Origin of the sequence: Microbacterium sp. SL75 (assembly GCF_026625865.1) — a bacterium.
GTDB lineage: Bacteria > Actinomycetota > Actinomycetes > Actinomycetales > Microbacteriaceae > Microbacterium.
This window is the reverse complement of record NZ_CP113067.1, coordinates 1650964-1676889: the sequence shown is the minus strand read 5'-3', so window position 1 is coordinate 1676889 and position 25926 is coordinate 1650964. Positions and strand designations below refer to the sequence as shown.

The following is a 25926-nucleotide window of genomic DNA, read 5'->3' as shown; positions in this document are numbered from 1 at the left end:
GGCCTCCGACAGGGGCCGCCGGGTTGTCAGGCCGCGGGCCCCTCGCCCGTGCGCGCGACGGGGGGAAGACCGCGCTTGGCACGCTCCTCCGCTTCGATGCGCGCATAGGCCTTGCGCTCGGTGCGATCCATCCGGATGACGTTGCGGAGGATGAAGAAGAAGACCACCGACACCACGAGGGTCGGCAGGATCGCCCACAGCATCGCAGTCCAGGTCTCGTCCATGGCTTCGAGGATACCCGCGCTGCCTGAGCGCGCGGTCTCAGGGGACTCCTCCCCAGGCCGCTGATGCGCGGATTCATCCACGATCGAGCTATTCCTCACGGCGGGAGGGTGACCCTTTTGGCCACCCTCGAGGCATGACACCCGCCGTCGTCCCCGTCACTTCGTCCGCCTCGTTCCTCGCCCTCGTCCCACGCCTGCTCGAATGCACCCCGCGCCAGAGCCTCGTCCTCGTGCCGTTCGCCGAGTCCCGCTCGCTCGGCGCGATGCGCGTCGATCTCCCCCCGACCGACCGGTCCGTCTCGGATGAGAGCATCGCCTCGACGGTCATCGGCATGGCGTGCAAGGTCGCGCGAACCGATGCCGTGGCGATCGTCGTCTACGCCGACGGCGCGCTCGCCGACCTCGCGGACCTGCCGCACCGCGCGCTCGTCGATGCAGCCATCGCCCGGGCCGACATCTGCGGGCTCCGTGTCATCGACGCCCTCGTCGTCGGCGCGGACGGCTGGAAGAGCTACCTGTCGCCCTCGTCAGCGGTGCCACACCCGCTGAGCGAGCTCACCGCGCCGCCGCTGGGCGAACCCGAGTTTCCGTGCGACGACGACCAGTTCGCCGCGGCGGGTCTCCCGCAGGTCGATCCCGCCGTCTCCCGCAGCATGCTCGCCGTGCTGCGGAAGATCGAGCGCGTACTCGGCGGCGCGCACGAGCGGCGAGCGCTCCCCCTGTTGAAACGTGCCGCCACAGCCGACCCGGCCGCAGCGTTCATCGCGGATCCACCTGTGCTTCTCGAGGACGCTCTGGCCTGCGCACCCTCCGACCTCGACGCCGCACAGCTCGCCGCGGTCGCCTTCTGCCTCGCCCGCCCTTCGCTGCGCGACGTGGCGCTCATGCAGTGGGCGGCCGACCTCGCCACGGGTGACGCCGTTCTCCACGCGCAAACGGCGTTCCACCGCGGGAAGCCGTTCCCCGACGACCTCGCTCGGCCGATGTGGGGAGAGGGAGCTCACCCCGACCCCGATCGTCTTCGCCGCGCCCTCGAGCTCTGCCGGTTCGTGGCCGCAGCCCTCCCCCAGGAGCGTCGCACGGGTGCCCTGTCGGCGTGTGCCTGGCTCGCATGGGCGCGGGGAAGAGGCTCCCACGCCGCCACCTACGCCGAGACGGCACTCGAGATCGACGCGGACCACGGTCTGAGCGCGATCATGCTCGACATCATCGACGCCGGGCGCCTCCCGGAGTGGGTCTTCGAGCGCCCTACTTCACCAGCGGGAACAGGATCGTCTCCCGGATTCCCAACCCGGTGATCGCCATGAGCAGACGGTCGATTCCCATGCCCATGCCGCCGGTGGGGGGCATACCGTGCTCGAGGGCACGCAAGAACTCTTCGTCGATGGGCATCGCTTCGACGTCGCCCCGAGCGGCCAGCTTCGCCTGCTCGGTGAAGCGGTGACGCTGGATCACGGGGTCGACGAGACTCGGAGTACCCGGTCGCGAGCTCGAAGCCGCGCACGTAGAGATCCCATTTCTCGACGACGCCCGCGATCGAGCGGTGCTCGCGCACGAGGGGGCTGGTGTCGACGGGGAAGTCCATGACGAAGGTCGGCCGTGTCAGGCCGCCCTTCACGAAGTGCTCCCACAGCTCTTCGACCCACTTGCCGTGGGTGTCCTGGGGCGGGGTGTCGACGCCGGCCTCGCCGCCGAGTGCGCGCAGCTCGTCGAGCGAGGTCTCGGGGGTGATCTCACGACCGGACGCCGCCGACAGCGATTCGTACATCGAGATGCGGTCCCACTCGCCGCCCAGGTCGTACTCGGTGCCGTCTGCCCACGTGACGGTGGTCGACCCCGCCACGGCGACGGCGGCGTCCTGGATCAGGGTCTGGGTCAGGTCGGCGATGCCGTTGTAGTCGGTGTAGGCCTGGTACGCCTCGAGCATCGCGAACTCGGGGCTGTGCGTCGTGTCGGCACCTTCGTTGCGGAAGTTGCGGTTGATCTCGTAGACCCGGTCGATGCCGCCCACGACGGCGCGCTTGAGGTAGAGCTCGGGCGCGATGCGCAAGAACAGCTCGGTGTCGAAGGCGTTCGAGTGCGTCGTGAACGGACGGGCGCTCGCACCGCCGTGCTGCACCTGCAGCATCGGGGTCTCGACCTCGACGAAGTCGCGCTCGGTGAAGGTGCGACGCAGGCTCGCGTTCACCTTGGCACGGGCCAGGACCGTCTCACGGGCGCGGTCGCGCACGATCAGGTCGAGGAAGCGGCTGCGAACGCGGCTCTCCTCGCTGAGCTCCGTGTGGAGGTTCGGCAGGGGCAGCACGGCCTTGGCGGCGATCGTCCACTCGGCGACCATGATCGACAGCTCGCCCCGGCGGCTCGAGATGACCTCACCCGAGACGAAGACGTGGTCGCCGAGATCGACGAGCTCCTTCCACGCCTGGAGCGACTCCTCCCCCACGCTCGCGAGCGAGATCATGGCCTGGATGCGGCTGCCGTCGCCGGACTGCAAAGACGCGAAGCAGAGCTTGCCCGTGTTACGGCTGAACACCACGCGGCCGGCGACCCCGGCCGTCTCGCCCGTCTCGGCGCCGGCTTCGAGATCGCCGAAACGCGCGCGCAGCTCGGGGATCGTCGTGGTGACGGGGACGACGACCGGATACGGACCGCCCGCGGCGTCGACACGTTCCGCGAGCAGGCGCTCGCGCTTGGCCAGGCGCACCGCCTTCTGTTCGAAGACCTCGTCTTCGGTCGGTTCGGCAGCGTCGTTCGCGGGCGCGTCGGTCATCAGGAAGGCTCCTCGGGGTCGCCCCCAGTCTATTCGTCGTCCCCGACCGCCCCGGAGTCGCGGCCGGGGCGACCGCCGTCAGCGCAGCGAGATCTCGGCGTTGTCGATGAATCGGTGGCCGCCCACGGTGGCGGCGATGAGGGCGAACGCTCGACCGCGGTGCCCGTCGTCCACGGGCAGGAACGTCTCGGGATCGACCACGCTCAGGTATTCCAGGGTGATGCGTTGCTCGCCCATCAGCGACGACTGAGCCGCCGCGATGCACGCATCGACCCCGAGATCGGAGTTCGATGCCGCCGCCTCGAGGGCGCGCGGAAGAGCCGCGGCCGCGCGCCGATCGGCCGCATCGAGCAGCGCCACACGGCTCGACACGGGCAGGCCGTCGTCGGTGCGCACGGTCGGCACCGTCGCGATGTCGATCGAGAAGTCGAGATCGCGCACCATCCGACGCACGAGGAAGATGCGCTGCAGGTCGCGCTCGCCGTACACCGCGACGTCGGGGCGCACGAGGTGGAAGAGCTTCGCTTCGACGGTGAGGACCCCGTCGAAGTAGAACGGGCGCACGCGACCCTCGTAACGCAGGCCGATATCGCCCGCCGAGACGCGCGTCGTGGCCGTCCCCGCCGGGAGGAACACCTCGATCGTGGGAGCGAAGACGACATCCACGCCCAGGTCGGCGAGAACCCGCGCGTCGGATTCCGGCGAGCGGGGATAAGCCGCCGTGTCGTCGGCCGTGCGGAAGCGCAGAGGATTGACGAAGGTCGACACCACGACCACGTCGGCGAGGTCGCGGGCTTCGCGGATCAGGTCGACGTGACCGTCGTGCAGAGCACCGAGGGTCGATACCAGGGCGACGCTCGGGCCGGCGTCCGATCGATCTGCGCCTCGGATCTGTCCGAGTCGGGTGCGCAGATCCTCGAGGGTGCGGATCATCCGTCGATCGTAGCGGTGCCGTCGAGGTCGTCGCGGCGCCCGCCCTCGACCAGAGCCTGGTCGACGCTCGATCGGACGAGCGCAGACAGGTACGCGCCGGGATTCTCGACCCCGATGCGATCCAAGAGCGCCGACGACTGGCGCACGATCGAACGCGAGAACTCCGTCGCCGTCGCGATGGCCTCGGCGTACGTCGCCCGATCGTCCTCGGCGACCACGACCGGTTCGCACCCGAGCTCGACCGCGAGCGCTTGCGCGATCGGCAGCACCGGAGCGGGGGCCGTGACGGCGGCATACGACTGGGCGAGTTGGCGCAGATCGATCGACGACACTCCCGTGAAGACCATGGCGGGATGGATGGCCAGCGGAATCGCACCGCTACGGGCGGCGGGATCCAGCACCCGCGACCCGTACGCGGCGTCCGTGTGCAGGACCAGCTGGCCGGGCTGCCAGGCGCCGACCTCGGCGAGACCCGACACTAGACCCGGAAGCTGGTCGTGCGGCACCGCCACGACCACGAGCTCGCTGCGTCGCACGACCTCGTCGGCCGTGAGCACCGGGAGTCCCGGCAGGATCGCCTCGACACGGTCGTCGTCGGAGCCCGACGTGATCCCCGTCAGGGCGTGGCCCGCTCCCGCCAATGCCGCCGCGATGACCGGCCCGACGCGTCCGGCCCCGATCACCCCGACGCCGAGGCGTCCATCACGACCGCGGCTCATCCGGCCCACCGGTGGGTGCGGTCGATCGCCGCCGCATCGACGCCGGCTCGAGCCGTCCGCTCGAACAGCCCCAGGGCGTCGTCGCGGTCGAGAACACCGACCGACGTCTGCACGGTGCCGGCGATCACGTGGGCGATGAGGGTGGCTGTGCCCGTGGCGCGGGCGAGCGGCCCCTGGTGCAAACCGATCGACTGCAGTCGAGCGAGGGGGACGATGCTCAGCGAACGCCACACCCACCCGCGACGCATCAGCAACGCGTCGGTGGTCAGCAGCGCTCCGTTGCGGCGCCAGGACAGCGGGCGCAGCCACCGAGCGCGTCTCGGGGTCGTCACGTACGGGTCGTCATCCACCGGACCCAGGATGCCGTCACGGAACACGAGTGTCCATTCGTCGGCCGACAGGCCGGGGGCGAGGATCCGCAGGACGCGCTCGACATCGGCGCGCGTTCCGATCGGGAGCACCGCCGCCAGCTGATCGTTGCTCGTGTCGGTCGAGGCCCGCCCCGAGAGGCGGTTCACCGAGATCGCCCACCATCCGAACGGACGCCACATCAGGGGCTGTCGCACCTCGATCGCGTGCACGCGGCCGGGCGGCACGACCTCCGAGACCGTCGTGAACAGACCGAACGTCACGCGGACGCCGTCGGGGGTCGGGGCGATGGAGTACCGCAGCCCCTGGGCGATCGACCGCACGTAGTACGCGCCGAAGGCAAGGAACATCGGAACGATCGTGAACAGCAGCCACAGCGTCGACACCGACGCGGCCACGACGATCCCGACGACGAAGGCGATGAGGATGAGGCTCGATCCACTGAGAACACGGGATGCCACGAGCCGGCCGAACGGAATACGCACGATGCTCTCCGGCTCGGCGTCGGAGAGGTCCTCCCCGTCGACGATCCCCTGCAGGCCAGATCCCACGGCCTCGGCCGCCTGCCGAGCGAGGGACGAGCGTCCACCGGGTTCTGCTCGCGCTTCGGCGAGACGCCGCCCCGACGCGAGGCGGAGGATGTCGCCGCGGATGGCCTCGGCATCCTTGCCCGAGAGGTACTCCAGCTTGACGTTGGCATCGAGGCCTGCGCCGACCACCTCGAGCTTCGCGAGCCCCAGGAGACGGGCGACCATCGGACGCGTCAGGTTGACTCCCTGCACGCGGTCCAGCGGAGCGCGCCGGTGTGTGCGGAACAGCACGCCCGAGCGCACCTCGACGTCGTCCTCGCCGATGCGCAGGGTGTGGAACCGCCAGGACAGCCGGAACAGCACCAGCAGCACGATGAGCACGACGAGAGCCGCAGCCGCCGCGATGAGGATCAGATTGTTCGCGAGGAGGAAATCGACCGGGTCGGGGGGAAGCTCCCCCGGGGGCAGATCGGTGAAGACCGGGAAGATCCACTCGACGAGACGCTCCCGCAGGTTCGCCACGATGACGCCCACGAGCACAAGAAGGGTGAGCCCACCGCGCAACAACGGCGTCAGAGGGTGGAGCCGATGCCACTCCCCGTCGCTGTACGGCGACCGGACGATCGTCCGTTGCCGAGGCTGCGACTCCGGGGGCGAGCCCGCCGTGTCCGGATCGGTCACAGCCCGGTCCGGCGGGTCTCGGCGACGGCCACGAGCGTGTCGCGCAGCTGTTCGGCCGCCTCCTGGGTGAGCCCGGGGATGGTCACGCCCGTTGACGCCGCAGCGGTGACGAGCTTCAGCTGGGCGATGCCGAAGCCCCGGTCGAGGGGGCCGTGGGTGATGTCGACGAGCTGCATGCGGCCGTACGGCACCGCCACCACCCGCTGCCACAGGATTCCTCGACGGAACACGAGGTCGTCGCGACGCAGTTGATAGCCGAAGGAGCGCGCCTGACGCGGCGTGATGACGAACCCGATGACGGTGACGAGCAGAACCACTCCCGCCGGAATCCACTGCCACACGAACCCCGTGAGCGCCTGCACGACGACGGCGGCAGCCAGCACCAGGACGAACACCGCCCCCTGCGAGATCAGCTGCACCCGCACGTACGCGCGGGCCAGCTGATGCCACGTGCCCTCTCCGAGGGGCAGGCGACGCTCCGAGCGCGGTTCGAGGATGCGATCGTACGTGCCCACGCCGAGGACGGCCTCGTCGGCCGCTGGATCGCCCTCGGCGGGTCGTCGAGCGTCGGCGGGGCGAGCGTCGGCGGGGCGAGCGTCGGCGGGGCGAGCGTCGGCCGGGCGGGCGTCGGAGGGGTCCCCATCCGCACGATGAGCACGAGATCGCTCGGCCGCGACCCCCTCCGAGACCCCCGCCTGCGTCTGCGGAACGTCAGATCCCCACGGGTCCTGCGGGGGTGTTCCCTGGGGCGTCGTCATCGTCGTCCTTCCGGATGGTGCAGAGCTGCTCGGCCACGAGTCCCGCGACGACGAGGATGACGGCGCAAACGAGTGTCGCGATGATCGATCCCATCGAGCCTACCGAGGGCACCACGGGCCGACTCACCAGGAACGCGAGCAGACCGCCCGCGAATCCCGCCGCGGCTGCCCCGAGGATCGACGACGCTTTCGCCAGCATCGCGATCCGCAGGGCGCGGAACGGATCGATCCGACGGGGGCTCCGGCCGCGCGTCGACCGATAGACCGGCACGGCGAGGACCACGATCACGGCACCGAGCAGGGCGAGGATCGTGGGCAAGCTCGCCGCGGGAGCGAACGTCGAGCGCCCCATGGCGGTGAGCGAGGTGTCGAGCAAGAACCCCACGACCAGCCCGACGATGACGGCGATCGTGAGGATGCCGGCGCCCGTGCGCTTCATGCGACTCCTCCGCTCAGCTTCTCGAGCAGATCGGCGACGCGTCCGCGGCCGGGGAGCTCGGCATCCGGATCCACGTCGAGCCACGGCGCGAGCACGAACTCCCGCTCGTGCGCGCGAGGGTGCGGTACGACGAGGTCGTCGCGGTCGATGCGTTCGTCGCCGTAGGCGATCAGATCGAGATCGAGGGTGCGGTCGCCCCAGCGCTCCCGCCGGACGCGGCCGTGCCGCGCCTCGATCCGGTGCAGCGACGCGAGCAGCTCGCCCGGCGACAGACGCGTCTCGAGGACGGCCACCGCGTTCAGATACCGAGGCGCGTGCTCGTCCTCGCCCCGGAGCGTCACGGCCACCGTCTCGATCGGAGCAGAGACGCGCACGTGCGTGGTGAGGGTCAACCGCCGCAGTTCGTCGACAGCCGCCGCGAGGGTCTCCTGTCGCTGCCCGAGATTGGCTCCGAGCGCGACGACCGCGTGCACGGGCGTGGGACGCGGAGCCCCGTCGATCCCGTGCGCCAACCGCACGTTCACGATCGGGACCTCGAGATGGTCACGGCCACATCACCGAAGGCGACGGTGATGGGCGCCTGCGGCTTGTGGACGGTGATCGTGACGGCATCCACCCGCTCGTCGGCGAGAACCGCGTCCGCCAAACGCTGGGCCAGCGTCTCGAGCAGGTCGACCGGATCGCCCTCGACGATCTCGACGAGCCGCTCGGCGAGCTCGCCGTAGTGCACCGTGTCGGCGACGTCGTCGGTCTCCGCCGCCCGTCGCAGCGACAGGGAGAGCGTCGCGTCGACCACGAACTCCTGCCCGTCGCGCTTCTCGTCGGGGTAGACCCCGTGGTGCCCCACAGCGCGCACCCCCGTCAGTGTGATCCGATCGGCATCCATCAGGCCTCCCAAGCGTGGGCGACGGCGAGCGCGTCGCGGGTGGTCGGCACATCGTGCACGCGGACGGCCCACGCACCGGAGCGAGCGGACAGCGCACTCGTGACAGCGGTGGCGAGATCGCGACGGGCGAGGTCGGCGTCGTCGCCGATCACCTCCGCGAGGAACCTCTTGCGGCTCGTTCCCACCAGGACGCGGATCCCGAGCTCGGCGATCTCGGGCAGCGCGCGCAGCGTCTGCCAGTTCTGCGCCCCCCGCTTGCCGAAACCGATACCGGGATCGACGACCAGTCGCGACCGGTCGATGCCCGCGGACACAGCAGCCTCGATCCGCTCGGCGAGTTCCGCCGAGACCTCTCGAGCGACGTCCGCGTAGTCGGCCCGCGCGTACATCTCGGCCGACGGTCCGCGCCAGTGGCCGAGGGCGATCTCGGCCTCCGTCTCGGCGACCGCGGCGAGCATGTCGGGGTCGGCGAGTCCACCCGAGACGTCGTTGACGAGGCGAGCTCCAGCCCTCACGGCGGCGACCGCCGTGGCGGCGTTCATCGTGTCGATGCTCACGAACGAGCCCTCGGATGCCAGTGCCCCGACGACCGGCAGCACGCGCTGCTGCTCGACGCGCGGCGCCACCCGCTCCGCGCCGGGTCTGGTCGATTCCCCGCCGACGTCGAGGATCTCGGCGCCCTGCGCACGGAGGAGCCGCGCGTGAGCGAGGGCCGCATCGGGGTCGAGGAAGCGTCCCCCGTCGCTGAAGGAGTCGGGGGTGACGTTGACGATCCCCATGATGAGGGTCACGCGCGCGCCCCGATCAGCGCGACGAGCTCGGCCCGGGCGGCGGGGTCGCCGTACGCTCCGCGCGCGGCGATCGTCACCGTAGAGGCGTCCAGCTGGCGCCCACCGCGCATCGTGACGCACTCGTGCACCGCGTCCAGGACGACGAGCACACCGCGCGCATCGAGTGCCGAGGCGATCGTGTCAGCGACCTGCTCGCCCAGACGCTCCTGCACCTGCGGGCGGGCGGCGAGGATGTCGATCACCCGCGGCAGCGCCCCGAGGCCCACCACCTCTTCACCCGGAAGATAGGCGACGTGCGCGCGGCCCCGGAAGGGCAGCAGGTGATGCTCACACATCGACCGGAAGGCGATGTCGCGCAGCATCACGGCTCCCGAGGGGAGGGTGTCGGGCGCCGGCCCGCGCGACACCGAGATGGTGTGCTGCAGCGGGGCGCCGGCATCCTGATTCACTCCCCCGAAGAACTCGGCCCAGGAGTCGGCGACGCGCGTCGGAGTCTGGCGGAGCCCGGGGCGATCGGGGTCCTCCCCGATCGCCTCCAGGAGCTCTCGCACCAGGACGGCGACGCGTTCACGATCGACGGCCACGGCGCCTCAGGCGGTGGCCGGGCGCGTCTGTCCGCTCGGACGGGCCTGCGCCTTCGTCGCGGCCTGCGATTCCGCCTCGGTGGATGCCGCGATGCCGGCGGGCTGCTGACGACGGGGCACCTCGATCGGCGGCTGGTCCGACACCGGACGATCCCCCGACGACAGCCACTGCGGCCGCGGCGTCAGGCGCTTGACGTCGGTGAAGATCTCGGCCAGCTCGTTGTGGTCGAGGGTCTCCTTCTCGAGCAGCGCCAGCGCGAGACGATCGAGCACCTCGCGGTTGTCGTTGATGACCTGGTAGGCCTCGTTGTGCGCCTGCTCGATCAGCGCCCGCACCTGCGCGTCAACGCGCTCGGCGATGCGCTCCGAGAAGTCGCGGCCGTGGCCCATGTCGCGACCCATGAAGACCTCGCCCGACGAGCCGCCGAGCTTGACCGGGCCGACCTCGTTGGTCATGCCGTACTCGGTGACCATCTTGCGAGCGATGCTCGTCGCCTTCTCGATGTCGTTCGACGCACCCGTGGTGGGGTCGTGGAAGACGATCTCCTCGGCCACTCGGCCGCCCATCGCGTACGTCAGCTGGTCCTGCAGCTCGTTGCGGGTGACGGAGTACTTGTCATCGAGGGGAAGCACCATCGTGTATCCGAGCGCCTTGCCGCGCGGGAGGATCGTGACCTTGGTGACGGGGTCGGTGTGGTTCATCGCGGCGGCGGCCAGGGCGTGGCCTCCCTCGTGGTACGCCGTGATGAGCTTCTCTTTGTCCTTCATCACGCGGGTGCGACGCTGGGGACCTGCGATCACGCGGTCGATGGCCTCGTCGAGGGCGCGGTTGTCGATCAGCTGCGCGTTGGAGCGGGCGGTCAGCAGGGCCGCCTCGTTGAGCACGTTGGCGAGGTCGGCGCCGGTGAAGCCGGGCGTCTTGCGGGCCACGACCTCGAGGTCGACCGAGTCCGAGAGCGGCTTGCCGCGACCGTGCACCTCGAGGATGCGCTGGCGACCCTTCAGGTCGGGAGCATCGACACCGATCTGACGGTCGAATCGACCGGGGCGCAGCAGGGCGGGGTCGAGGATGTCGGGGCGGTTGGTCGCCGCGATGACGATGACGTTGACCTTGGGGTCGAATCCGTCCATCTCGACGAGCATCTGGTTCAGGGTCTGCTCGCGCTCGTCGTGACCGCCGCCCATGCCGGCGCCGCGATGGCGGCCGACGGCGTCGATCTCGTCGATGAAGATGATGGCCGGGGAGCTCTCCTTGGCCTGGTTGAACAGATCGCGGACGCGACTCGCACCGACGCCGACGAACATCTCGACGAAGTCCGAGCCCGAGATCGAGTAGAACGGCACGCCCGCCTCGCCGGCGACGGCGCGGGCGAGCAGGGTCTTGCCGGTTCCGGGAGGGCCGTAGAGCAGAACACCCTTCGGAATGCGGGCGCCGACCTCCTCGAACTTCTTCGGGTCCTTGAGGAATTCCTTGATCTCGTCGAGCTCTTCGATGGCCTCGTCGGAGCCCGCGACGTCCTGGAACGTGACGGTGGGGGTTTCTTTCGTCACGAGCTTGGCCCGCGACTTGCCGAACTGCATGACCTTGCTACCGCCGCCCTGGGCGCTGGAGAGCAGCCACCAGAAGAGCAGACCGAGGAGGACGAGCGGCAGCATCAGGCCGAGGATGCTGTCGAACCAGCTGGGCTTGGGCACGACGTCGTTGAAGCCGTCGGAGGGGTTCGCCGCGTCGATCGCGCTCGCGACCTCGTTCGCACGGGCCTGGCTGAAGTAGAACTGCACGTCGTTGGCGCCCTCGAAGGGCTGCGACAGCTTTAGGTCGACGCGCTGATCGGGATCGTTCGTCACGACCTGGCTCACGGTGCCGCCCTTGAGCAGGTCCAAGCCCTCCTTGGTGGAGACCTGACGGGCACCACTCAGGTTGGAGATGAGGGAGAAACCGATGACCAGAAGCAGACCGACCAGCAGAACGTAGATGATCGGATTTCGCGTGATCTTCTTGAAATTCATGGTGGGCGAGCCCAGCCCTTTCGTGATCCTCCGCAGAAATGCGGTCGCAACAGGCTAACGCCCACGGACTATGCCGGGCCTGTGCGTTCGTCATGGGCGTACAAGGCCCGGGATGCCACCCGCCCGGCGTCGCGCGGTCGAGGTGCTCTCAGGAGTAGACGTGGGGGGCGAGCACCGCGACGTCGCGGAGGTTGCGGTACCGCTCGGCGTAGTCGAGGCCGTACCCGATGACGAAGTCGTTGGGGATGTCGAAACCGACGTAACGGCAGTCGACCTCGACCTTCATGGCGTCGGGCTTGCGCAGCAGCGCGAGCACCTCGACGGACTCGGCACCGCGCGAGGCAAAGTTCTCGAGCAGCCAGCTGAGGGTGAGGCCCGAGTCGATGATGTCCTCGACGATCAGCACGTGCTTACCCGTGATGTCGGTGTCGAGGTCCTTGCGGATCTGCACCACACCGCTCGAGCGCGTACTCGCGCCGTACGAGGACACCGCCATCCAGTCCATCGACACGTGGATGGGAAGGTGACGCGCGAAGTCCGCCATGACCATGACCGCACCCTTGAGCACACCCACGAGGACGACGTCGCGCCCCTCGTAATCGGTGGCCACCTGTTTCGCGAGTTCCCCGAGCTTCTCGTGGATCTGCTCCTCGGTGAGGAGGACTTCGCTGATGTCGTCGGAGATGTCGGCGGCGCGCATTGGGAAAGTCTACGTCGGCGGAATCAGGATGCCGTCCGCGCGACGACCTCGATGCGCGCACCGACGCGGCGGGCGAGGCATCCGGGAAGATCGATGGGCCCCTGCCCCGTCCAGTCGGTGGCGAGGCGGGCGACCTCGAGAGTCTGCGCGCGGGACAGGGAGACGCCGAACTCGCTGTCGACCACGTAGCGGACGATCCTGTTGCGCAGGGCTGCCGGGTTCGCAGCGAGCGCGGCGACCGAGATCGAGATGCCCGCCTCGGCGTGCTCAACAATGTCCTCGATGGTCTCGTCGATCATGTCCTGGAACGCATCGGCGTCCTCGCGCAGCTGCTCGGCGGTGCGGGCGAGGGCCTCGGCCACCCCGGGTCCAAGCTCGGACTCGAGCACCGGCATCACCCGGTCGCGCACCCGCACCCGGGAGTACGCGGGGTTCGCATTGTGCGGATCGGTCCACGGCTCCAGCCCCTCGGCTGCGCAGGCGGCGACGGTCGTGCGCCGGTGCACCGAGAGCAGGGGGCGCGCCCAGACCGGGCCCGTGGCATCCCGCCTCTGCGTGGGCATTCCGGCGAGGCTCAGCCCCCCGGAACCGCGCGCGAGACCGAGCAGGACGGTCTCGGCCTGGTCGTCGAGCGTGTGCCCGAGCAGGACGACATCGGCCCCGATCTCGGCGGCCGCCGCAGCGAGACCCGCATAGCGCGCCGTCCGCGCCGCTGCCTCGGGGCCGCCGGTCGACCCGACCTCGACGCGGACGACGCGGGCGCCGAGACCGAGAGCACGCGCCTTCTCGGCGGCGGTCGCCGCCACGGCATCCGACCCCTTTTGCAGTCCGTGGTCGACGACGACGGCCTCGGCCAGGATGCCGGCGCGGGCCGCCTCGAACGAGGTGGCCGCCGCGAGGGCCAGCGAATCCGGGCCGCCCGACAGCGCCACCACGACGGGTCCGTCGACGCGACCGAGAGCGGCACGGACGGCGCGGCGCACCTCGGCGACGGACGGGTCGAGCCCTGGGCGGTGATCCATGTCTCCACGCTAGCGGGGGTCCGACTCCGGTCCGCGGCGGCCTCCGACTAGGCTGGGCCGCGGAAATCCACAGATCTAAGGAGCACGAGTATGGGCGCGTACGACGCCGTCATCGAGATCCCCCGCGGCAGCCGCGTGAAGTACGAGGTCGACCACGGTACCGGCCGCGTCTACCTCGACCGCATCCTCTACACGGTGTTCGGCTACCCCGCGAACTACGGCTTCTTCGAGAACACCCTCGGCGAGGACGGCGACCCGCTCGACGTGCTCGTGCTGCTCGACCGCGAGCTGCACCCCGGCATCCTCGCGAAGGTGCGCCCCGTCGGCGTGCTCAAGATGAGCGACGAGGCCGGCGGCGACGACAAGGTCGTGGCCGTGCTTGCGAAGGACCCGCGCTGGGACCACATCCAGGACGTCGACGACATCGACGAGTGGACCAAGAAGGAGATCACGCACTTCTTCGAGCACTACAAGGACCTCGAGCCCAACAAGTGGGTCAAGGTCGACGAGTGGGCCGGTGCTGCCGAGGCCGAGCGCCTGGTCGGCGAGGCGTTCACCCGCTTCGACGAGCACGACGCGCAGACCAAGACGCAGGGTTCGGGCGAGGCTCCCAACACGCTCTGATCCACAGAACGCGAGAAGCCCCCGGTCCGCTGACCGGGGGCTTCTCGTATAAACCGAGGGGTGTCAGACCGAGACGCCGCGGGCGCGCAGCCAGGGCGCGGGGTCGGTGGTCCCACCGGACGGCGGGTAGACCTCGAAGTGCAGGTGGCAGCCGAAGGAGTTGCCGGTCTGACCGGTGGCGGCGATCTGCTGGCCCGCTTCGACGCGCTGACCGTATGAGACGTAGATGCCGCCGTCGACGATGTGGCCGTAACCAGTGCCAGAGCCGTCGTCGTGAGCGATACGGATGTAGTTTCCGAAGCCGCCGTTGCGGCCGGCGTAGGTGACGCGGCCGGAAGCTGCCGCGTAGATGGGCGACCAGCAGCTGGCGCCGAAGTCGAGGCCGAGGTGCCAGGTGCTCGCGCAGTAGCTCGAGTTGCACTGACCGGAACGGGGGCCGTAGCCCGACGACGTGTAGGCCGACGAGGGGCGAGCCCAGCCGGAGCCGCCGACGCTTCCGCCGCCGCCGCCGCCTCCACCGCCACCGCCGCCGCCGCCGCCTCCACCGCCGCCGCCGCTGTTGTTGCTCTGGTTGTTGCGGGCTTCCTGCTCGCGGCGCGCGCGCTCAGCCGCGTCACGGGCCGCAGCCTCTTCCCGCGCCTTGCGCTCGCGCTCTTCGCGCGCCTTGCGCTCAGCCTCAACGCCCGCCTGGTACTCGGCGACGGTCTTGGCGGTGGTGTCCTGGAGCGCGGCGAGCTGCGCCTCGAGCACGGCCTGGTTGGCCTGCTGGGCGGCGAGGGCTTCCTGCGCGGCCTGAGCCGCCTGCTGAGCCGCGGCCATCTTTTCTTCGGCGATCGTCTTCAGACGGTCGCGCTCGGCGCGGGCGTCGTTCGCCTGGTTGCTGAGGTTCTTCGCGCTGTCGCGGGCCGCCACAGCCGAGGCGTACACCGACTTGTTGCGCTCGAGGAGCTTGTCCATCGTGCCGAGCTTGGCCAGCAGGTCGTCGGCCGAAGCGGCGGAGCCCGAGAAGAACAGGTCGAGAGAGGTGTCGTCGCCGCCGGAGCGGTACAGCTGGGCGGCGACCTTGCCGGCCTTGCTGGCGGCATCGGTTGCCTTGGCGGCCTCGGCATCGGCCTGCTGCTGGATGAGCTGGGCACGGTAGTCCGCGTCCTGGTAGGCCTGCTGCGCGGCGTAGTACTCGTCGGAGCGCGCCTGCACCTCGGCCTGCGTGCGGGCGACCTCGGACTGCAGTCCCTGGATCAGCCCCTGGATGCGCGAGATCTCGCCGGCCTTCGCGGCCTCGTTGGCCTTGGCGGCCTGCACGTCGTCCCACGAGGGGTAGTCGGCGGCCACGGCGGGCGAGTTGAAGCCGGACGTCGCTGCGCCGAAAGCGCCGAGGGCGACCGCACCGAGAGCGCCGTACTTCAGAGCACTGCGCCTGTCGAAGGTGGGCCACAAACGCCGCTGCTCACTGGCCGTGGGGGCGCAGCCGCAGTCGTCGGTCTGATCAGGGGGTACGAGCGTCACGGGCTACCTCATCTCACCGGGTCGCAACTCGGCTAACAGTAGCAACACGAGTCACACGCACAACAGGGCGAGTTCCCGCTGTCGCGGCCCATCCTGCGCCCCCGACACGCGCGGAGGGGGGACGCCACGCCCTCGATTGGCAATCTCGAAGTTTGTGAAGTAGGCTCGGTCGTCGGCAAGCGAGGATGAAATCGGAAGGTTTCAGGCTCATCCGGCCCCATCGTTTAGCGGCCTAGGACGCCGCCCTTTCACGGCGGTAGCACGGGTTCGAATCCCGTTGGGGTCACTCTCCGGTGAAGTACAATTGAAAATGCATGGCCCTGTAGCGCAGTTGGTTAGCGTGCCGCCCTGTCACGGCGGAGGTCGCGGGTTCAAGTCCCGTCAGGGTCGCTCCATAGCGACGGGCCTTCTTTCGAGGAGGCCTTTCGTCTAGGAAGCGGCAGACATGTCGCTCGGCTCTGTAGCTCAGTTGGTAGAGCGCACGACTGAAAATCGTGAGGTCACGGGATCGACGCCCGTCGGAGCCACACGGATGATCATTACAGTCATCCCAGAAACCCTCGCCTAGCTTCTACATGGCGGGGGTTTTGCTTTTGCCTGGTGAGAGCCGTTTTCTTCGCAGTTTATGAGCGAGCCAAGGCGCGGGCGTTGAGCGAGTGAAGCGAGAGGAACGGCCCAATCCGGTGCCACAGAAGCACGCCTCGGCGGCGTTTGGGCCGGTCTGGGGCCGGTCGTCGCCCTAACACGGTTCGAATGACCCCACGACTATTGCCGGGCTGCGTCACATGCCGCCGATAGCATCCGAAGCATGGACAAGCGGTACCAGGTCTTCATCAGCTCGACCTTCGTCGATCTCGTCGACGAGCGCCGCGAGGTGATGCAAGCCCTGCTCGAGATGGACTGCATGCCTGCCGGAATGGAGCTGTTCCCCGCAAGTAACGAGGACCAATGGACGCTGATTAAGGGCGTCATCGAGCAGAGCGACTACTATCTCGTGATCCTCGGCGGCCGGTACGGTTCGATGACGGAGGAAGGCATCAGTTACACGGAGATGGAGTACGACTATGCGGTCGAGCTCGGCATCCCGGTGATGGGTTTCGTCATCGCAGATCCCGACGCGATTCCCGTCGGGAAGACCGACAAGAACGAAGCCGCCGGAAAGAAGCTCAACGAGTTCCGCGCGAAAGTCCAAAGCCGGATGACGAAGGATTGGAAGGACGCGGCGGACCTAGGCTCGAAGGTGACCCGCGGGCTCGTGCACCTGATCAAGAACAATCCCCGCCCTGGGTGGGTGCGCGGCGACCGGGCGATGACGCCTGAGACGCGGGTGAAGATCGCCGAGTTGGAAGCGACGATTGCAAAGCTGGAGAAGAACGAGATCGAGACGAGCACGGGGACCGCAGCTCAGATCGACGAAAGCTTCGCGCATGGTAAAGAGGAAGTGCGACTTGCTCTGGTACACAGGGGGTACAGGAGCTTCGACGGGAACGTCGAGGAGCTGGGGGATCTCACTTACACCTGGGACGAGATCATCGAAGTGCTGGGCCCGTTCATGATTGACGAGGCACCCGAACCGGTGCTCCGAAAGACGTTCGATAGCCACATGCTCAGCGACATTCAGAACGACCCGGGCAACTGGTCGCATGATCTCTCGCACGAGTCGGCCTCGATCACGGACAAATCATGGGGCTCTATCATCGTGCAGTTGCGCGCGCTGCGCCTCATCATCAACGGGACGAAAAAGCGCACCGTCAGCGACAAGGCAGTGTATTGGAAGCTCACGCAGGCCGGCGATGACTACCTAGTGGCGCTGCGGGCGGTGCCGAGCGCCGCGCAGCAGGAAAGCAACGACTGATCAGCTAGCGCTCGAAGCGTGGGCCGATCCCACTGGTGAGCTCCAGGATGGCGAAGTCACTCCAGATCCAATTCGCTGCCAACTCGCTGGCGGGACGGGCGTGGCGGGCGTCGTCCTCGATGGCATTTCGGACCGCTTGTTGCTGAAATGCAACGGCAGTACCCGAAGCGCGGGCCTGGCCTATGAGTTTGTTTACCCAACCGCTGCCAAACTGGTTCGTCGGATGCCCGAGGCGGGCGGTTCGTCGGTCTTCTCGCCGATCAGGTCGTTCGGCTTCGACGTCCGCGTCCTCCTCCTGATCGATGGTGATCGAGGTGGCGTGCTGAGAGCGCGGGAGCTGACTGCGGAGGAAGTCCTGCACGCAGGTAAGCGCCGCACGCATACGAATGGTGTGGTGGTGCGCCGAATCCGAGCGCGGCTTCCACCCGTGGTTGCCTGCCGCCGACAAGGCTCGTGCCGCAAGCCGCGCCCTCGAAGACCTCGGCAACGACAAGCTGTGAGAACTTTCTTTACTCGTTCAAGGCCGGCCTAACGGCCGGCAGCGTTCCGCCACGCTGCACTGCGGTGCGTCCGGTCCTCGCTCCGCTGCGGTCCGGGCGCTCCTCGGCAGCGTGGCGGAACTCAAGCCCCACACACGACACAGGTGACACAAGCGCTGATGCCATGATGGCTCAATGGGGTATGAACCGTTCTCAATCGTTGACGTAGAGGTCGACGAGCACAATCCGCGATTCGCCGAGCCCGTACTAGGACAGCGGGAAGCCATCAACGCGCTTCTTGCCCAAGGACCGGCGAAGCTCTTGAACCTCGCCGAGGACATAGCCGTGCTCGGGCAGCTGGATCCCATCAACCCGCCGATCGTTATGCGCGAGGGTAACCGCGTAGTGGTACTAGAGGGGAACCGCCGATTCGCCGCGTTGAAACTCCTTCGCAATCCGGACATCGCGATCGCGCCGGCAACGCAGAAGGCATTGGCACGCATCAGAAAGAAGGCGATCGACCTGGGGCAAACGGGCGAAGGGCCCGGTCAAGTCGACTGTTACGTCGTCGACGACCGCGATGCCGCTCAGCGGTGGATTGAGCTGCGGCACACCGGCCAGAACGACGGCGTAGGCACGGACCCCTGGAACTCCTACCAGAGCGCCGCGTTCCGCCCCCGCCCAACTGCCGAATACCGCGCCGTGCTGTTTGTTCGTAAAGTTCTGACGACGTTCGCTGACGACAATGAGCTGATCAACGACGTGCGAAGTGTTCGCGACGGCGGGAAGTTCACAAACCTTGCTCGACTGCTGAGCCGACCCTATGTTCGCTCACAAATGATGATCGATATTAAGAACGACGTCGTGACGCTCGATCCGGAGAACAACCTGACCAACGACATTCTGCGTGTCGTATTCCATGACCTCACTACTATCAAGGTCGATGCAATCAAGACAGGCGACCAGCAGGACGACTACATAGATGAGGTCGTAGCGGCCGTGTCCGACAGGCACCGCGAGAATCGCCCTGATGATGAGGCTGGTACGGAGTTCGCGGGTGAGCGCGAGGGAGCACCGACAAGTCGCGAGCAGACGAACGGAGCCGCCAGGGGCGGGAGCGGCGACAATCAAGAGAAGACCAGTGACCCACATCGGGTCGCAGGAGGGAGCCAAGATGAGCCGACTCGCAGGCGGAAGAACGCACCCAAAGGCGAAGCTCGGATCTTCTACGGACTCGTTCTGAAACATGTCGACCTACGCACAAGCAAGCTTCTCAAGGAAGCGCAGAAACTCAAGATCGACGATGCGGCGGGCGTTACAGCAGTGATGGTACGAGTGATCCTCGAGATGGCGATGACCGACATCGGTACGTCGCGCGGTTGGTTCACGGAGGGCGCGAAACTTCGGAGCAAGTTCCGCAAGTCGCTGCTCGCGCTAGATCCGGATGCTGAGAATTCACAGAAGCGCGATAAGGCGCTGGACATGGCTTGGATCAAGACTCAGTCGGGGGACGGCGACGGTCTCGCGGTCGACGAGATGAACGCATACGTTCACAACTTTATGGCTGTTCCAACCCCCGACGCCGTCCGCGCGCTGACCACGACATTCCGGCCGCTTCTACAACGACTGGACGATTTCGCAGGAGCCAATCCGGCATGAGATTTCGTTCCCTTAGCCCACTTCGTTACCCAGGCGGCAAGAGTCGTTTGGCCGACTACTTGGCGCGCCTCGTCAGCGCGCAAAGCCCACGTCCACGTGAGTACGCAGAGCCGTTCGCCGGAGGAGCCGGCGCCGCTCTCCGGCTGCTAGCAAACGAAGAGGTCCGCCACGCGCACATCAACGATCTCGATCCAGGAGTTGCCGCCTTCTGGCGCTCCCTGTTCACCTCCACGGAGGATTTCGCTCAGCTAATATTGAGCGCCGCCCTGAGCGTTGACGAATGGCATCGAATGCGCGATATTTACGCCAATCCGACGCAGTATGACGATGTCGAACTCGGGTTTGCGACGTTCTACCTAAATCGAACGAATCGGTCGGGCATCCTTCGCGCGAGGCCAATTGGTGGGCTTGAACAGACCGGGAACTGGAAGATCGATGCGCGATTCAATCGCGATGATCTTGCAGACAAGGTCCGCTACGTCGGCGAGTATAGGAACCGCGTAACAGTCACTGAGCTCGACGCGCGTGACTTCCTAGTCAACATGGAGAGTCACACCAGCGACGTCCTCGTATATGTCGACCCTCCCTACCTCGTGCAGGGGGAACGCCTCTATCTTGATGGACTTTCCTACGACGATCACAAGCAACTTGCCGCCCAGCTTCGCTCAGTCGACCTGCGCTGGTTCATGACCTACGACGCGGATGAGCGGATCCCCAACGAGCTTTATGCAGGGCTTCGATGCGCGTCGTTCGATATTGCCCACACGGCTGCGACGCAACACATCGGATCCGAGTACGCAGTTTTCGCGGCGGGGATCAACGTCCCAGATCTCGAGATCATCCGCGGCAACACCGCCCGGTGGGTTGCCTAGCTGTGAGTTTGCTGTGCGTAGAGCTGCTTCACGCGCGCCCCACACTCATGAGCGGACCCGCTCACTAGGCTTCAGACGGCTGCAGCGCGACTCCGGAGATCGTCTGAAGCCTAGTGAGCGGGTCGTGCACCCGTTTGTTGCACCCACGACCTGCTTCAAGTACTGTAAAGAGCGGTAGCGAGGGCTGAAATAGTGCTCCGCGCGCCGACTCGAGAAGCCCACGCCGCGTGCGTGGGCTTCTGCGTTGTCCGGTGTTTGCTCGATACTTAAGGCATGCTCCTGGCCTATATCGACGAAATTGGAGAGCCCGGAGCGTTCATTTCGCGGGATCACGAACGCTTCCACACGAGCCCCTCCTTCGGGTACGCAGGCTTCGTAATCGAAGCGGAGTGCGCTCGGGGCTTCGGGCAGCGATTCACTCACGAGAAGCGAACCCTATTCGCGTCCGAGTTGGTCGATCACCCCAACCCCGGACAGTGGGAGAAGAAGGGGGCGTCGATGTTCCGACCCACGACGTCCGCCACCCATCCTCAGCATCTCAGAGTCTTCAGCGGTCTGGTGAAGACTCTGAGATCGATGCGTGGAATGCTCTTCTACTACGCCGACGAAAAGCCCCTCGGCACACCAAAGCAGACGAACCTAGACCCGGCGGCGCGCGAAACCGCAGCGATGCAAGAAACGCTCAACCGTCTTTGCACCTATGCGGAGAGGCGCGGGCAGAACCTCCTAGTCATGATCGACCAGATCAACGAAAAGACTCGCGCTGAACGCTTGCCGCAGATGTACGGCCACATCTTCCGTCGATCTGCTGATCGCCCAGAGATGAAACGAATCGTGGAGCCCCCGATGCACGTCGACAGCGTTCTGAGTGCGAACATCCAGTTCGCCGATTGGATCGCAGCCGCTACGACGCGGGCGATAGACAACCAGCTCGTTCGCGACTCGCCCTATCACTGGGTACCAGGCTCATGGAGCCACACGATGTCCGGCAGCTTCACGCACGAATCCAAGCTTCACCTTTGGCACCGCGGTGTCGACGATATTCACAACTCAGCGCTGTTCTTCAAAGAGCGGTCTCTCTACCCGATCACCGGTGGTCACCGCATTGGCGATGGCCTACCTTCCGCGACCCTCCGGAAGATTCATGCCGCAGCCGTCCGCGCAGAAGAGGACCAACGCAAGAAGTGACCAGCTTTTTGGGGCCGGTTCCGGGCCGGGAACCCAGCTGAAGTCACCCGCGACCAGTCACCACCAACGAGCAGCGCTTCCCTAGAATCACGCGGCAAACGAGCACTTGCGAGCACCCGTACACCCGGCGAATCCAACTGAAAATTGTGAGGTCACGGGATCGACGCCCGTTGGAGCCACACGGATGATCATTACAGTCATCCCAGAAACCCTCGCCTAGCTTCTACATGGCGGGGGTTTTGCTTTGCCCTGGCGAGAGCGGGTTTCCACCGCCGCTGATGCGGGCACGCTTTTCGTCCCTGCTCTGCGCCTCTGCCCCGCGACGAAAACAGGGCCCGCCGCGAGAACCGGCTGTTCACGGCGATGCCCCCTGCCAGCGCGACGCCCCTGCCCCGGTGTCCACGAAGACGCCGAACGCCGCGCACATAGCCTCCCCACAGCCAGGAGTGGTTTCGGACGCCCACAGACAGCGCTACTATTTGTTGACTTTTAGCAAACACCTGGCGCCCGACTGAGCCACCCCGAGCCGTCCGCCAGGCCTTCTCCTGAAGAGGCCTCCGATGTCAGACATCACTCGAACCAGACGCGCCCATACGGCCGCGACCGACACGGTCATGACGCACCGCATGATCATGTTCGTGATCTTCGGCCTCATGGCCGGCATGTTCCTCTCCGCCCTCGACCAGACCGTGGTCGGCACCTCGATCCGCACGATCGGCGACGACCTGCAGGGCCTGAGCCTGCAGGCGTGGGTCACCACGGCCTACCTGATCGTGTCGACGATCTCGACGCCCATCTACGGCAAGCTCTCCGACATCTTCGGTCGGCGCCCGCTGTTCCTGATCGCCATCCTGATCTTCATCATCGGTTCGGTGCTCGCGAGCTTCTCGACCTCGATGGTCGAGCTCGCGGCCTTCCGCGCCATCCAGGGCCTCGGCGCCGGCGGCCTGATGTCGATGCCGCTCGCGATCATGGGCGACATCCTCGCCCCGCGCGAACGCGCGAAGTACCAGGGCTACTTCCTCGCCGTCTTCGGCATCTCCAGCGTCATCGGGCCACTCGTCGGCGGTCTCTTCGCCGGTGCCAGCCAGATCCTGTTCATCACCGGATGGCGCTGGGTCTTCCTCATCAACGTGCCGATCGGCATCGTCGCGTTGGCGATCGTCTGGCGGTTCCTGCACATCCCGAAGCAGCCGCGTCACTCGGTGCGCATCGACTGGTGGGGCGCGACGACAGTCATCGTCGCCCTCGTTCCGCTCCTGCTCGTGGCCGAACAGGGTCGCGAATGGGGCTGGGGCTCGCCGATCGCGATCGCTTGCTACGTCGTCGGCGCTCTCGGCATCCTGGCCTTCGTCATCGCCGAGACCGCGATGAAGGATGACGCGCTCATCCCGCTCAAGCTCTTCCGCTCCCCCACGTTCTCGATGGCCACCGTCATCGGCGTCCTCGTCGGATTCGGCATGTTCGGCGCAATGCTCACGCTGCCGCTGTACCTGCAGCTCGTGCTGGGCTCGTCGCCCACGCAGAGCGGGTTCGAGATGCTGCCGATGATCCTCGGCCTCATGATCGCCTCGATCGCGAGCGGCCAGATCATCGCGCGCACGGGCCGTTACCGCATGTTCCCGATCCTCGGCACGGCCCTGATGTCGATCGGCTTCTTCCTGCTGACCTTCTTGAAGTACGACAGCCCGTACTGGCACGTCGCGATCGCGATGCTCGTGATCGGACTGGGCCTCGGGCAGCTGATGCAGACGCTCACGATCGCCAGCCAGAACTCGGTGGGTCTACGCGACATGGGCGTGGCCACGAGCGGCTCGACGTTCTTCCGTCAGATCGGTGGAACGCTCGGCACCGCGGTACTGCTGTCGCTGCTGTTCACGCTCATGCCGTCGAACATCACCGGCTCGTTCGCCGACCGCGCGACGCTCACCGACGCCCTCGACGCCGCTCTCGATCCGACGGTCGCCTCGGCGCCGGCGAACGAGAAGATCATGTCGAGCATCTACACCCCGATCGTGTCGAAGATCGTCGACGGTACGACGTCGCAGCTGCAGGCGGGTGTGCAGCAGGCTCAGGATGCCGCGACCCAGGCCGTCTCGGAGCAGGTCGCCGCCGGCCGTATCCCCGCGTCGGCTCAGGCCGCCGCGACCCAGGCCGCGCTCGCTCAGGCCGTCACCGCCGCCACGGCGCAGATCCAGCAGCAGGTGCCGGTCGCGCGCGTCGCCGCCGACGGCACGGTGAGCCTGGACTTCTCGGATGCCACGCAGCGCGCGGCCTTCGTCGACACGGCGGCCACGACGATCGAGGATCAGTTCGCCGCGGGCGACGAGAACACCTCGGTCGGCGACTCGACGCTCGACGACACCTCGTTCCTGGTCGGCGCCGACGCGCGCCTGACCAAGCCGTTCCTCGTCGGCTTCAACTCGTCGGCGACGACCGTGTACTGGACCGCGATGGGCGTCGTGCTGCTGGCCTTCGTGCTGTCGCTGTTCTTCCGCACGCCGCCGCTGCGAGCGAAGTCGGCCCTCCAGGAGGCCGCCGACGAGCGCCGCGGCAAGGACGAGGAAGAGAAGCGCGCCGAAGAGGCCGCCGCCCAGGCCGGAGCGCTCATCGCCCCGTAAGAGAACAGCGAAGAAGGGCGGGGTCGTCGGAAGACGCCCCGCCCTTCTTTCGTACCCGCCCGGAATCGCCGACTCAGGCGGCTTCGCGGGCCCGAAGGTCTTTGCGCAGGATCTTGCCCGACGTCGACTTGGGGATCACGTCGATGAACTCGACTCGGCGCACCTTCTTGTGCGGGGCGACCTCGCCGGCGACGAAGGCGATCACATCGTCGGCGGTCAGTCCCGAGTCGGGGGCGGCCACGACGAACGCCTTGGGGATCTCCTCGCCGTCGTCTCCGCGCACACCGATGACGGCGGCATCCTGGATCTTCGGATGCGAGAGCAGCAGCGCCTCGAGCTCTGCGGGAGCGATCTGGTAGCCGTGGTACTTGATGAGTTCTTTGAGGCGGTCGACGATGGTGAAGAAGCCGTCGACGTGGTGCACGCCGATGTCGCCGGCGTGCAGGAACCCCTCGTCATCGAGCGTCTCGGCGGTCGCGTCGGGGCGGTTCAGATACCCGAGCATCACGTTGGGTCCGCGAACCCAGATCTCTCCGGCGGCGGTCAAGCCGTCGTCGCCGTGCTCTTCGAGGTCGGCGCCGGTCTCGGGGTCGACGAGCCGCGCCTCACAGCCCGGGATGAGCACCCCCACCGAGCTGACGGGCATGTCCGAGCCCGCCGGGATCGCGTGCGAGACGGGGCTCAACTCGCTCATCCCGTAGCCCTGGTAGAAGCGAGCGCCGATCCGTCGGCCGGCGGTCTCGGCCGTCTCCCCGTCGAGAGGGGCCGCGCCCGAGAACACGCTGTGAACGCGGGAGAGGTCGAACTCGTCGACGGCGGGGTGCTTGGCGAGCGCGACGGCGATGGGCGGGGCGATGAAGAGGAAGGTGCAGCGGTGCTCCTGCACGGTGCGCAAGAACTCCCTCAGGTCGAATCTCGGCATGGTGACGAGGGTCGCGCGCTGGCGCAGCGCCAGGTTCAACAGCACCGTCATGCCGTAGATGTGGAAGAACGGCAGCACCGCGAGCACGCGGTCGTCGCGTCCGATCTCGATGACCGGGCGGCACTGGTGCACGTTCGCGACGAGGTTGCGATGCGAGAGCATGACGCCCTTGGGCACTCCGGTGGTCCCCGACGAGTACGGCAGCACGGCGACGTGGGTGGCGGGGTCGAAGCTCACCTCGGGCGGGGTACGGCCCTCCCCGAGCAGCGAGCGCAGGTCGGGATGCCCCTCCGCTCCGTCGAGCACGATGACCTGGTCGTCCGGGATGCCGACGGCTCGCGCGGCCTGATGCGCCTGCGGCAGCAGCGGTGACACGGTCACGAGCCAGGTGGCCGCGGCATCCCTCAGCTGCTTCTCGATCTCGTTCGCCGTGTAGAGCGAGTTGATCGTGGTGATGATCGATCCCGCGCGGAGGATCCCGTGGAACACGGTCGCGAAGGCGGGGACATTGGGGCAGAGCATCGCCACGACCGTCTCGGTGTCGGCGCCGCGGGCGGCCAGGGCCCCGGCGAAGGCGTCGACCTGCGCGCGCAGGGTGCGATACGTGGTCTCGGCCCCGGTGGTGGGGTCGATGAGAGCGGCGCGATCGAGATCGGACTCCTCGAGGGAGCCGAACAGATAGTCGTAGATGCTCTGGTCGGGGATCTCGATACTCGGGTACGGACTCTGGAACACGGCTTTCTCCCTCGAAAACTGCGGCGGCTGCGGTGCCGTGCGCTCATCC

23 protein-coding genes, 3 tRNA genes and 1 pseudogene are annotated in these 25926 nt (G+C 67.4%); 10 read left to right on the top strand and 17 right to left on the bottom strand.

Annotated features, from left to right (window positions below; genetic code table 11):
• Positions 1 to 26 precede the first annotated feature (26 nt).
• Positions 27 to 224: a hypothetical protein gene (locus OVA17_RS07780; RefSeq protein WP_103206864.1), complete on the bottom strand. Its 198-nt coding sequence runs from the start codon at positions 222 to 224 to the stop codon at positions 27 to 29.
• 134 nt (positions 225 to 358) lie between these two features.
• Here OVA17_RS07780 and OVA17_RS07775 point away from each other — a divergent pair, with 134 nt between their 5' ends.
• A complete protein-coding gene (locus OVA17_RS07775; protein ID WP_267789298.1) occupies positions 359 to 1522 on the top strand; it encodes a DUF4192 family protein in 1164 nt (387 codons plus the stop codon).
• Here OVA17_RS07775 and lysS read toward each other — a convergent pair.
• The 13 genes and pseudogenes from lysS to tilS form a co-directional block, all read right to left on the bottom strand.
• A pseudogene (lysS, locus tag OVA17_RS07770) lies at positions 1473 to 2994 on the bottom strand (lysine--tRNA ligase). The gene OVA17_RS07775 and the pseudogene lysS sit on opposite strands and share 50 nt — an antisense overlap.
• A 78-nt stretch (positions 2995 to 3072) precedes the next feature.
• Positions 3073 to 3927: a pantoate--beta-alanine ligase gene (gene panC, locus OVA17_RS07765; RefSeq protein WP_267789297.1), complete on the bottom strand. Its 855-nt coding sequence runs from the start codon at positions 3925 to 3927 to the stop codon at positions 3073 to 3075.
• On the bottom strand, positions 3924 to 4646 hold the full coding sequence (locus OVA17_RS07760; protein ID WP_267789296.1) for a DUF2520 domain-containing protein: 723 nt from the start codon (positions 4644 to 4646) through the stop codon (positions 3924 to 3926). The genes panC and OVA17_RS07760 overlap by 4 nt, the downstream gene beginning before the upstream one ends.
• Positions 4643 to 6226 carry a PH domain-containing protein gene (locus OVA17_RS07755; RefSeq protein ID WP_267789295.1) on the bottom strand — a complete coding sequence of 528 codons (1584 nt, stop codon included), beginning with the start codon at positions 6224 to 6226 and terminating at the stop codon, positions 4643 to 4645. The genes OVA17_RS07760 and OVA17_RS07755 overlap by 4 nt, the downstream gene beginning before the upstream one ends.
• Entirely contained in the window at positions 6223 to 6741 is a 519-nt protein-coding gene (locus tag OVA17_RS07750; RefSeq protein WP_267789368.1) for a PH domain-containing protein, read from the bottom strand. Before OVA17_RS07750 ends, OVA17_RS07755 begins: the two co-directional genes overlap by 4 nt.
• A 196-nt stretch (positions 6742 to 6937) precedes the next feature.
• Positions 6938 to 7423, bottom strand: a complete 486-nt coding sequence (locus tag OVA17_RS07745; RefSeq protein WP_267789294.1) for a DUF3180 domain-containing protein — start codon at positions 7421 to 7423, stop codon at positions 6938 to 6940.
• Positions 7420 to 7947 (bottom strand): 2-amino-4-hydroxy-6-hydroxymethyldihydropteridine diphosphokinase, encoded by a 528-nt coding sequence (gene folK, locus OVA17_RS07740; protein ID WP_267789293.1) that lies wholly within the window; start codon positions 7945 to 7947, stop codon positions 7420 to 7422. The genes OVA17_RS07745 and folK overlap by 4 nt, the downstream gene beginning before the upstream one ends.
• The gene (folB, locus tag OVA17_RS07735; RefSeq protein WP_210072433.1) at positions 7944 to 8309 is read right to left on the bottom strand and encodes a dihydroneopterin aldolase; all 366 of its coding nucleotides are present in this window, start codon (positions 8307 to 8309) and stop codon (positions 7944 to 7946) included. Before folB ends, folK begins: the two co-directional genes overlap by 4 nt.
• The gene (gene folP / locus OVA17_RS07730; RefSeq protein ID WP_267789292.1) at positions 8309 to 9100 is read right to left on the bottom strand and encodes a dihydropteroate synthase; all 792 of its coding nucleotides are present in this window, start codon (positions 9098 to 9100) and stop codon (positions 8309 to 8311) included. Before folP ends, folB begins: the two co-directional genes overlap by 1 nt.
• On the bottom strand, positions 9097 to 9684 hold the full coding sequence (gene folE / locus OVA17_RS07725; protein ID WP_267789291.1) for a GTP cyclohydrolase I: 588 nt from the start codon (positions 9682 to 9684) through the stop codon (positions 9097 to 9099). Before folE ends, folP begins: the two co-directional genes overlap by 4 nt.
• 6 nt (positions 9685 to 9690) lie before the next feature.
• Positions 9691 to 11694 (bottom strand): ATP-dependent zinc metalloprotease FtsH, encoded by a 2004-nt coding sequence (gene ftsH, locus OVA17_RS07720; protein WP_210072436.1) that lies wholly within the window; start codon positions 11692 to 11694, stop codon positions 9691 to 9693.
• A gap of 148 nt (positions 11695 to 11842) precedes the next feature.
• Positions 11843 to 12394, bottom strand: a complete 552-nt coding sequence (gene hpt / locus OVA17_RS07715; RefSeq protein ID WP_267789290.1) for a hypoxanthine phosphoribosyltransferase — start codon at positions 12392 to 12394, stop codon at positions 11843 to 11845.
• 23 nt (positions 12395 to 12417) lie between these two features.
• On the bottom strand, positions 12418 to 13416 hold the full coding sequence (gene tilS, locus OVA17_RS07710; protein ID WP_267789289.1) for a tRNA lysidine(34) synthetase TilS: 999 nt from the start codon (positions 13414 to 13416) through the stop codon (positions 12418 to 12420).
• A gap of 90 nt (positions 13417 to 13506) precedes the next feature.
• Here tilS and OVA17_RS07705 point away from each other — a divergent pair, with 90 nt between their 5' ends.
• Positions 13507 to 14040, top strand: a complete 534-nt coding sequence (locus OVA17_RS07705) for an inorganic diphosphatase (protein WP_210072439.1) — start codon at positions 13507 to 13509, stop codon at positions 14038 to 14040.
• Positions 14041 to 14103: 63 nt separating this feature from the next.
• On the opposite strand, the gene OVA17_RS07700 is transcribed toward OVA17_RS07705, so the two are convergent.
• Complete coding sequence (locus OVA17_RS07700; RefSeq protein ID WP_267789288.1) at positions 14104 to 15546, bottom strand: M23 family metallopeptidase; 1443 nt, start codon at positions 15544 to 15546, stop codon at positions 14104 to 14106.
• 213 nt (positions 15547 to 15759) lie between these two features.
• Here OVA17_RS07700 and OVA17_RS07695 point away from each other — a divergent pair.
• The 4 genes from OVA17_RS07695 to OVA17_RS07680 all read left to right on the top strand — a co-directional run bounded on the left by OVA17_RS07695 (position 15760) and on the right by OVA17_RS07680 (position 17401).
• Positions 15760 to 15832: transfer RNA gene (locus OVA17_RS07695), tRNA-Glu, on the top strand.
• Between the two features lie 30 nt (positions 15833 to 15862).
• A tRNA-Asp gene (locus OVA17_RS07690) sits at positions 15863 to 15936 on the top strand.
• Positions 15937 to 16000: 64 nt separating this feature from the next.
• Positions 16001 to 16073, top strand: a tRNA-Phe gene (locus tag OVA17_RS07685).
• Positions 16074 to 16354: 281 nt separating this feature from the next.
• Positions 16355 to 17401: a DUF4062 domain-containing protein gene (locus OVA17_RS07680; protein WP_267789287.1), complete on the top strand. Its 1047-nt coding sequence runs from the start codon at positions 16355 to 16357 to the stop codon at positions 17399 to 17401.
• Positions 17402 to 17405: 4 nt separating this feature from the next.
• Here OVA17_RS07680 and OVA17_RS07675 read toward each other — a convergent pair whose 3' ends face one another.
• Positions 17406 to 17762: a hypothetical protein gene (locus OVA17_RS07675; protein WP_267789286.1), complete on the bottom strand. Its 357-nt coding sequence runs from the start codon at positions 17760 to 17762 to the stop codon at positions 17406 to 17408.
• A 313-nt stretch (positions 17763 to 18075) separates the two neighbouring features.
• Between OVA17_RS07675 and OVA17_RS07670 the strand changes: the two genes are divergently transcribed.
• From OVA17_RS07670 to OVA17_RS07655, 4 genes are all read left to right on the top strand, one after another.
• Positions 18076 to 19539 carry a ParB/Srx family N-terminal domain-containing protein gene (locus tag OVA17_RS07670; protein ID WP_267789285.1) on the top strand — a complete coding sequence of 488 codons (1464 nt, stop codon included), beginning with the start codon at positions 18076 to 18078 and terminating at the stop codon, positions 19537 to 19539.
• Positions 19536 to 20411: a DNA adenine methylase gene (locus OVA17_RS07665; RefSeq protein WP_267789284.1), complete on the top strand. Its 876-nt coding sequence runs from the start codon at positions 19536 to 19538 to the stop codon at positions 20409 to 20411. The genes OVA17_RS07670 and OVA17_RS07665 overlap by 4 nt, the downstream gene beginning before the upstream one ends.
• Before the next feature lie 273 nt (positions 20412 to 20684).
• Positions 20685 to 21599, top strand: coding sequence for a DUF3800 domain-containing protein (locus OVA17_RS07660; protein WP_267789283.1), 915 nt, complete (start codon positions 20685 to 20687; stop codon positions 21597 to 21599).
• A 560-nt stretch (positions 21600 to 22159) separates the two neighbouring features.
• On the top strand, positions 22160 to 24220 hold the full coding sequence (locus tag OVA17_RS07655; RefSeq protein ID WP_267789282.1) for an MDR family MFS transporter: 2061 nt from the start codon (positions 22160 to 22162) through the stop codon (positions 24218 to 24220).
• Between the two features lie 73 nt (positions 24221 to 24293).
• Here OVA17_RS07655 and OVA17_RS07650 read toward each other — a convergent pair whose 3' ends face one another.
• Positions 24294 to 25877, bottom strand: coding sequence for an AMP-binding protein (locus OVA17_RS07650; protein ID WP_267789281.1), 1584 nt, complete (start codon positions 25875 to 25877; stop codon positions 24294 to 24296).
• Between the last annotated feature and the right edge of the window lie 49 nt (positions 25878 to 25926).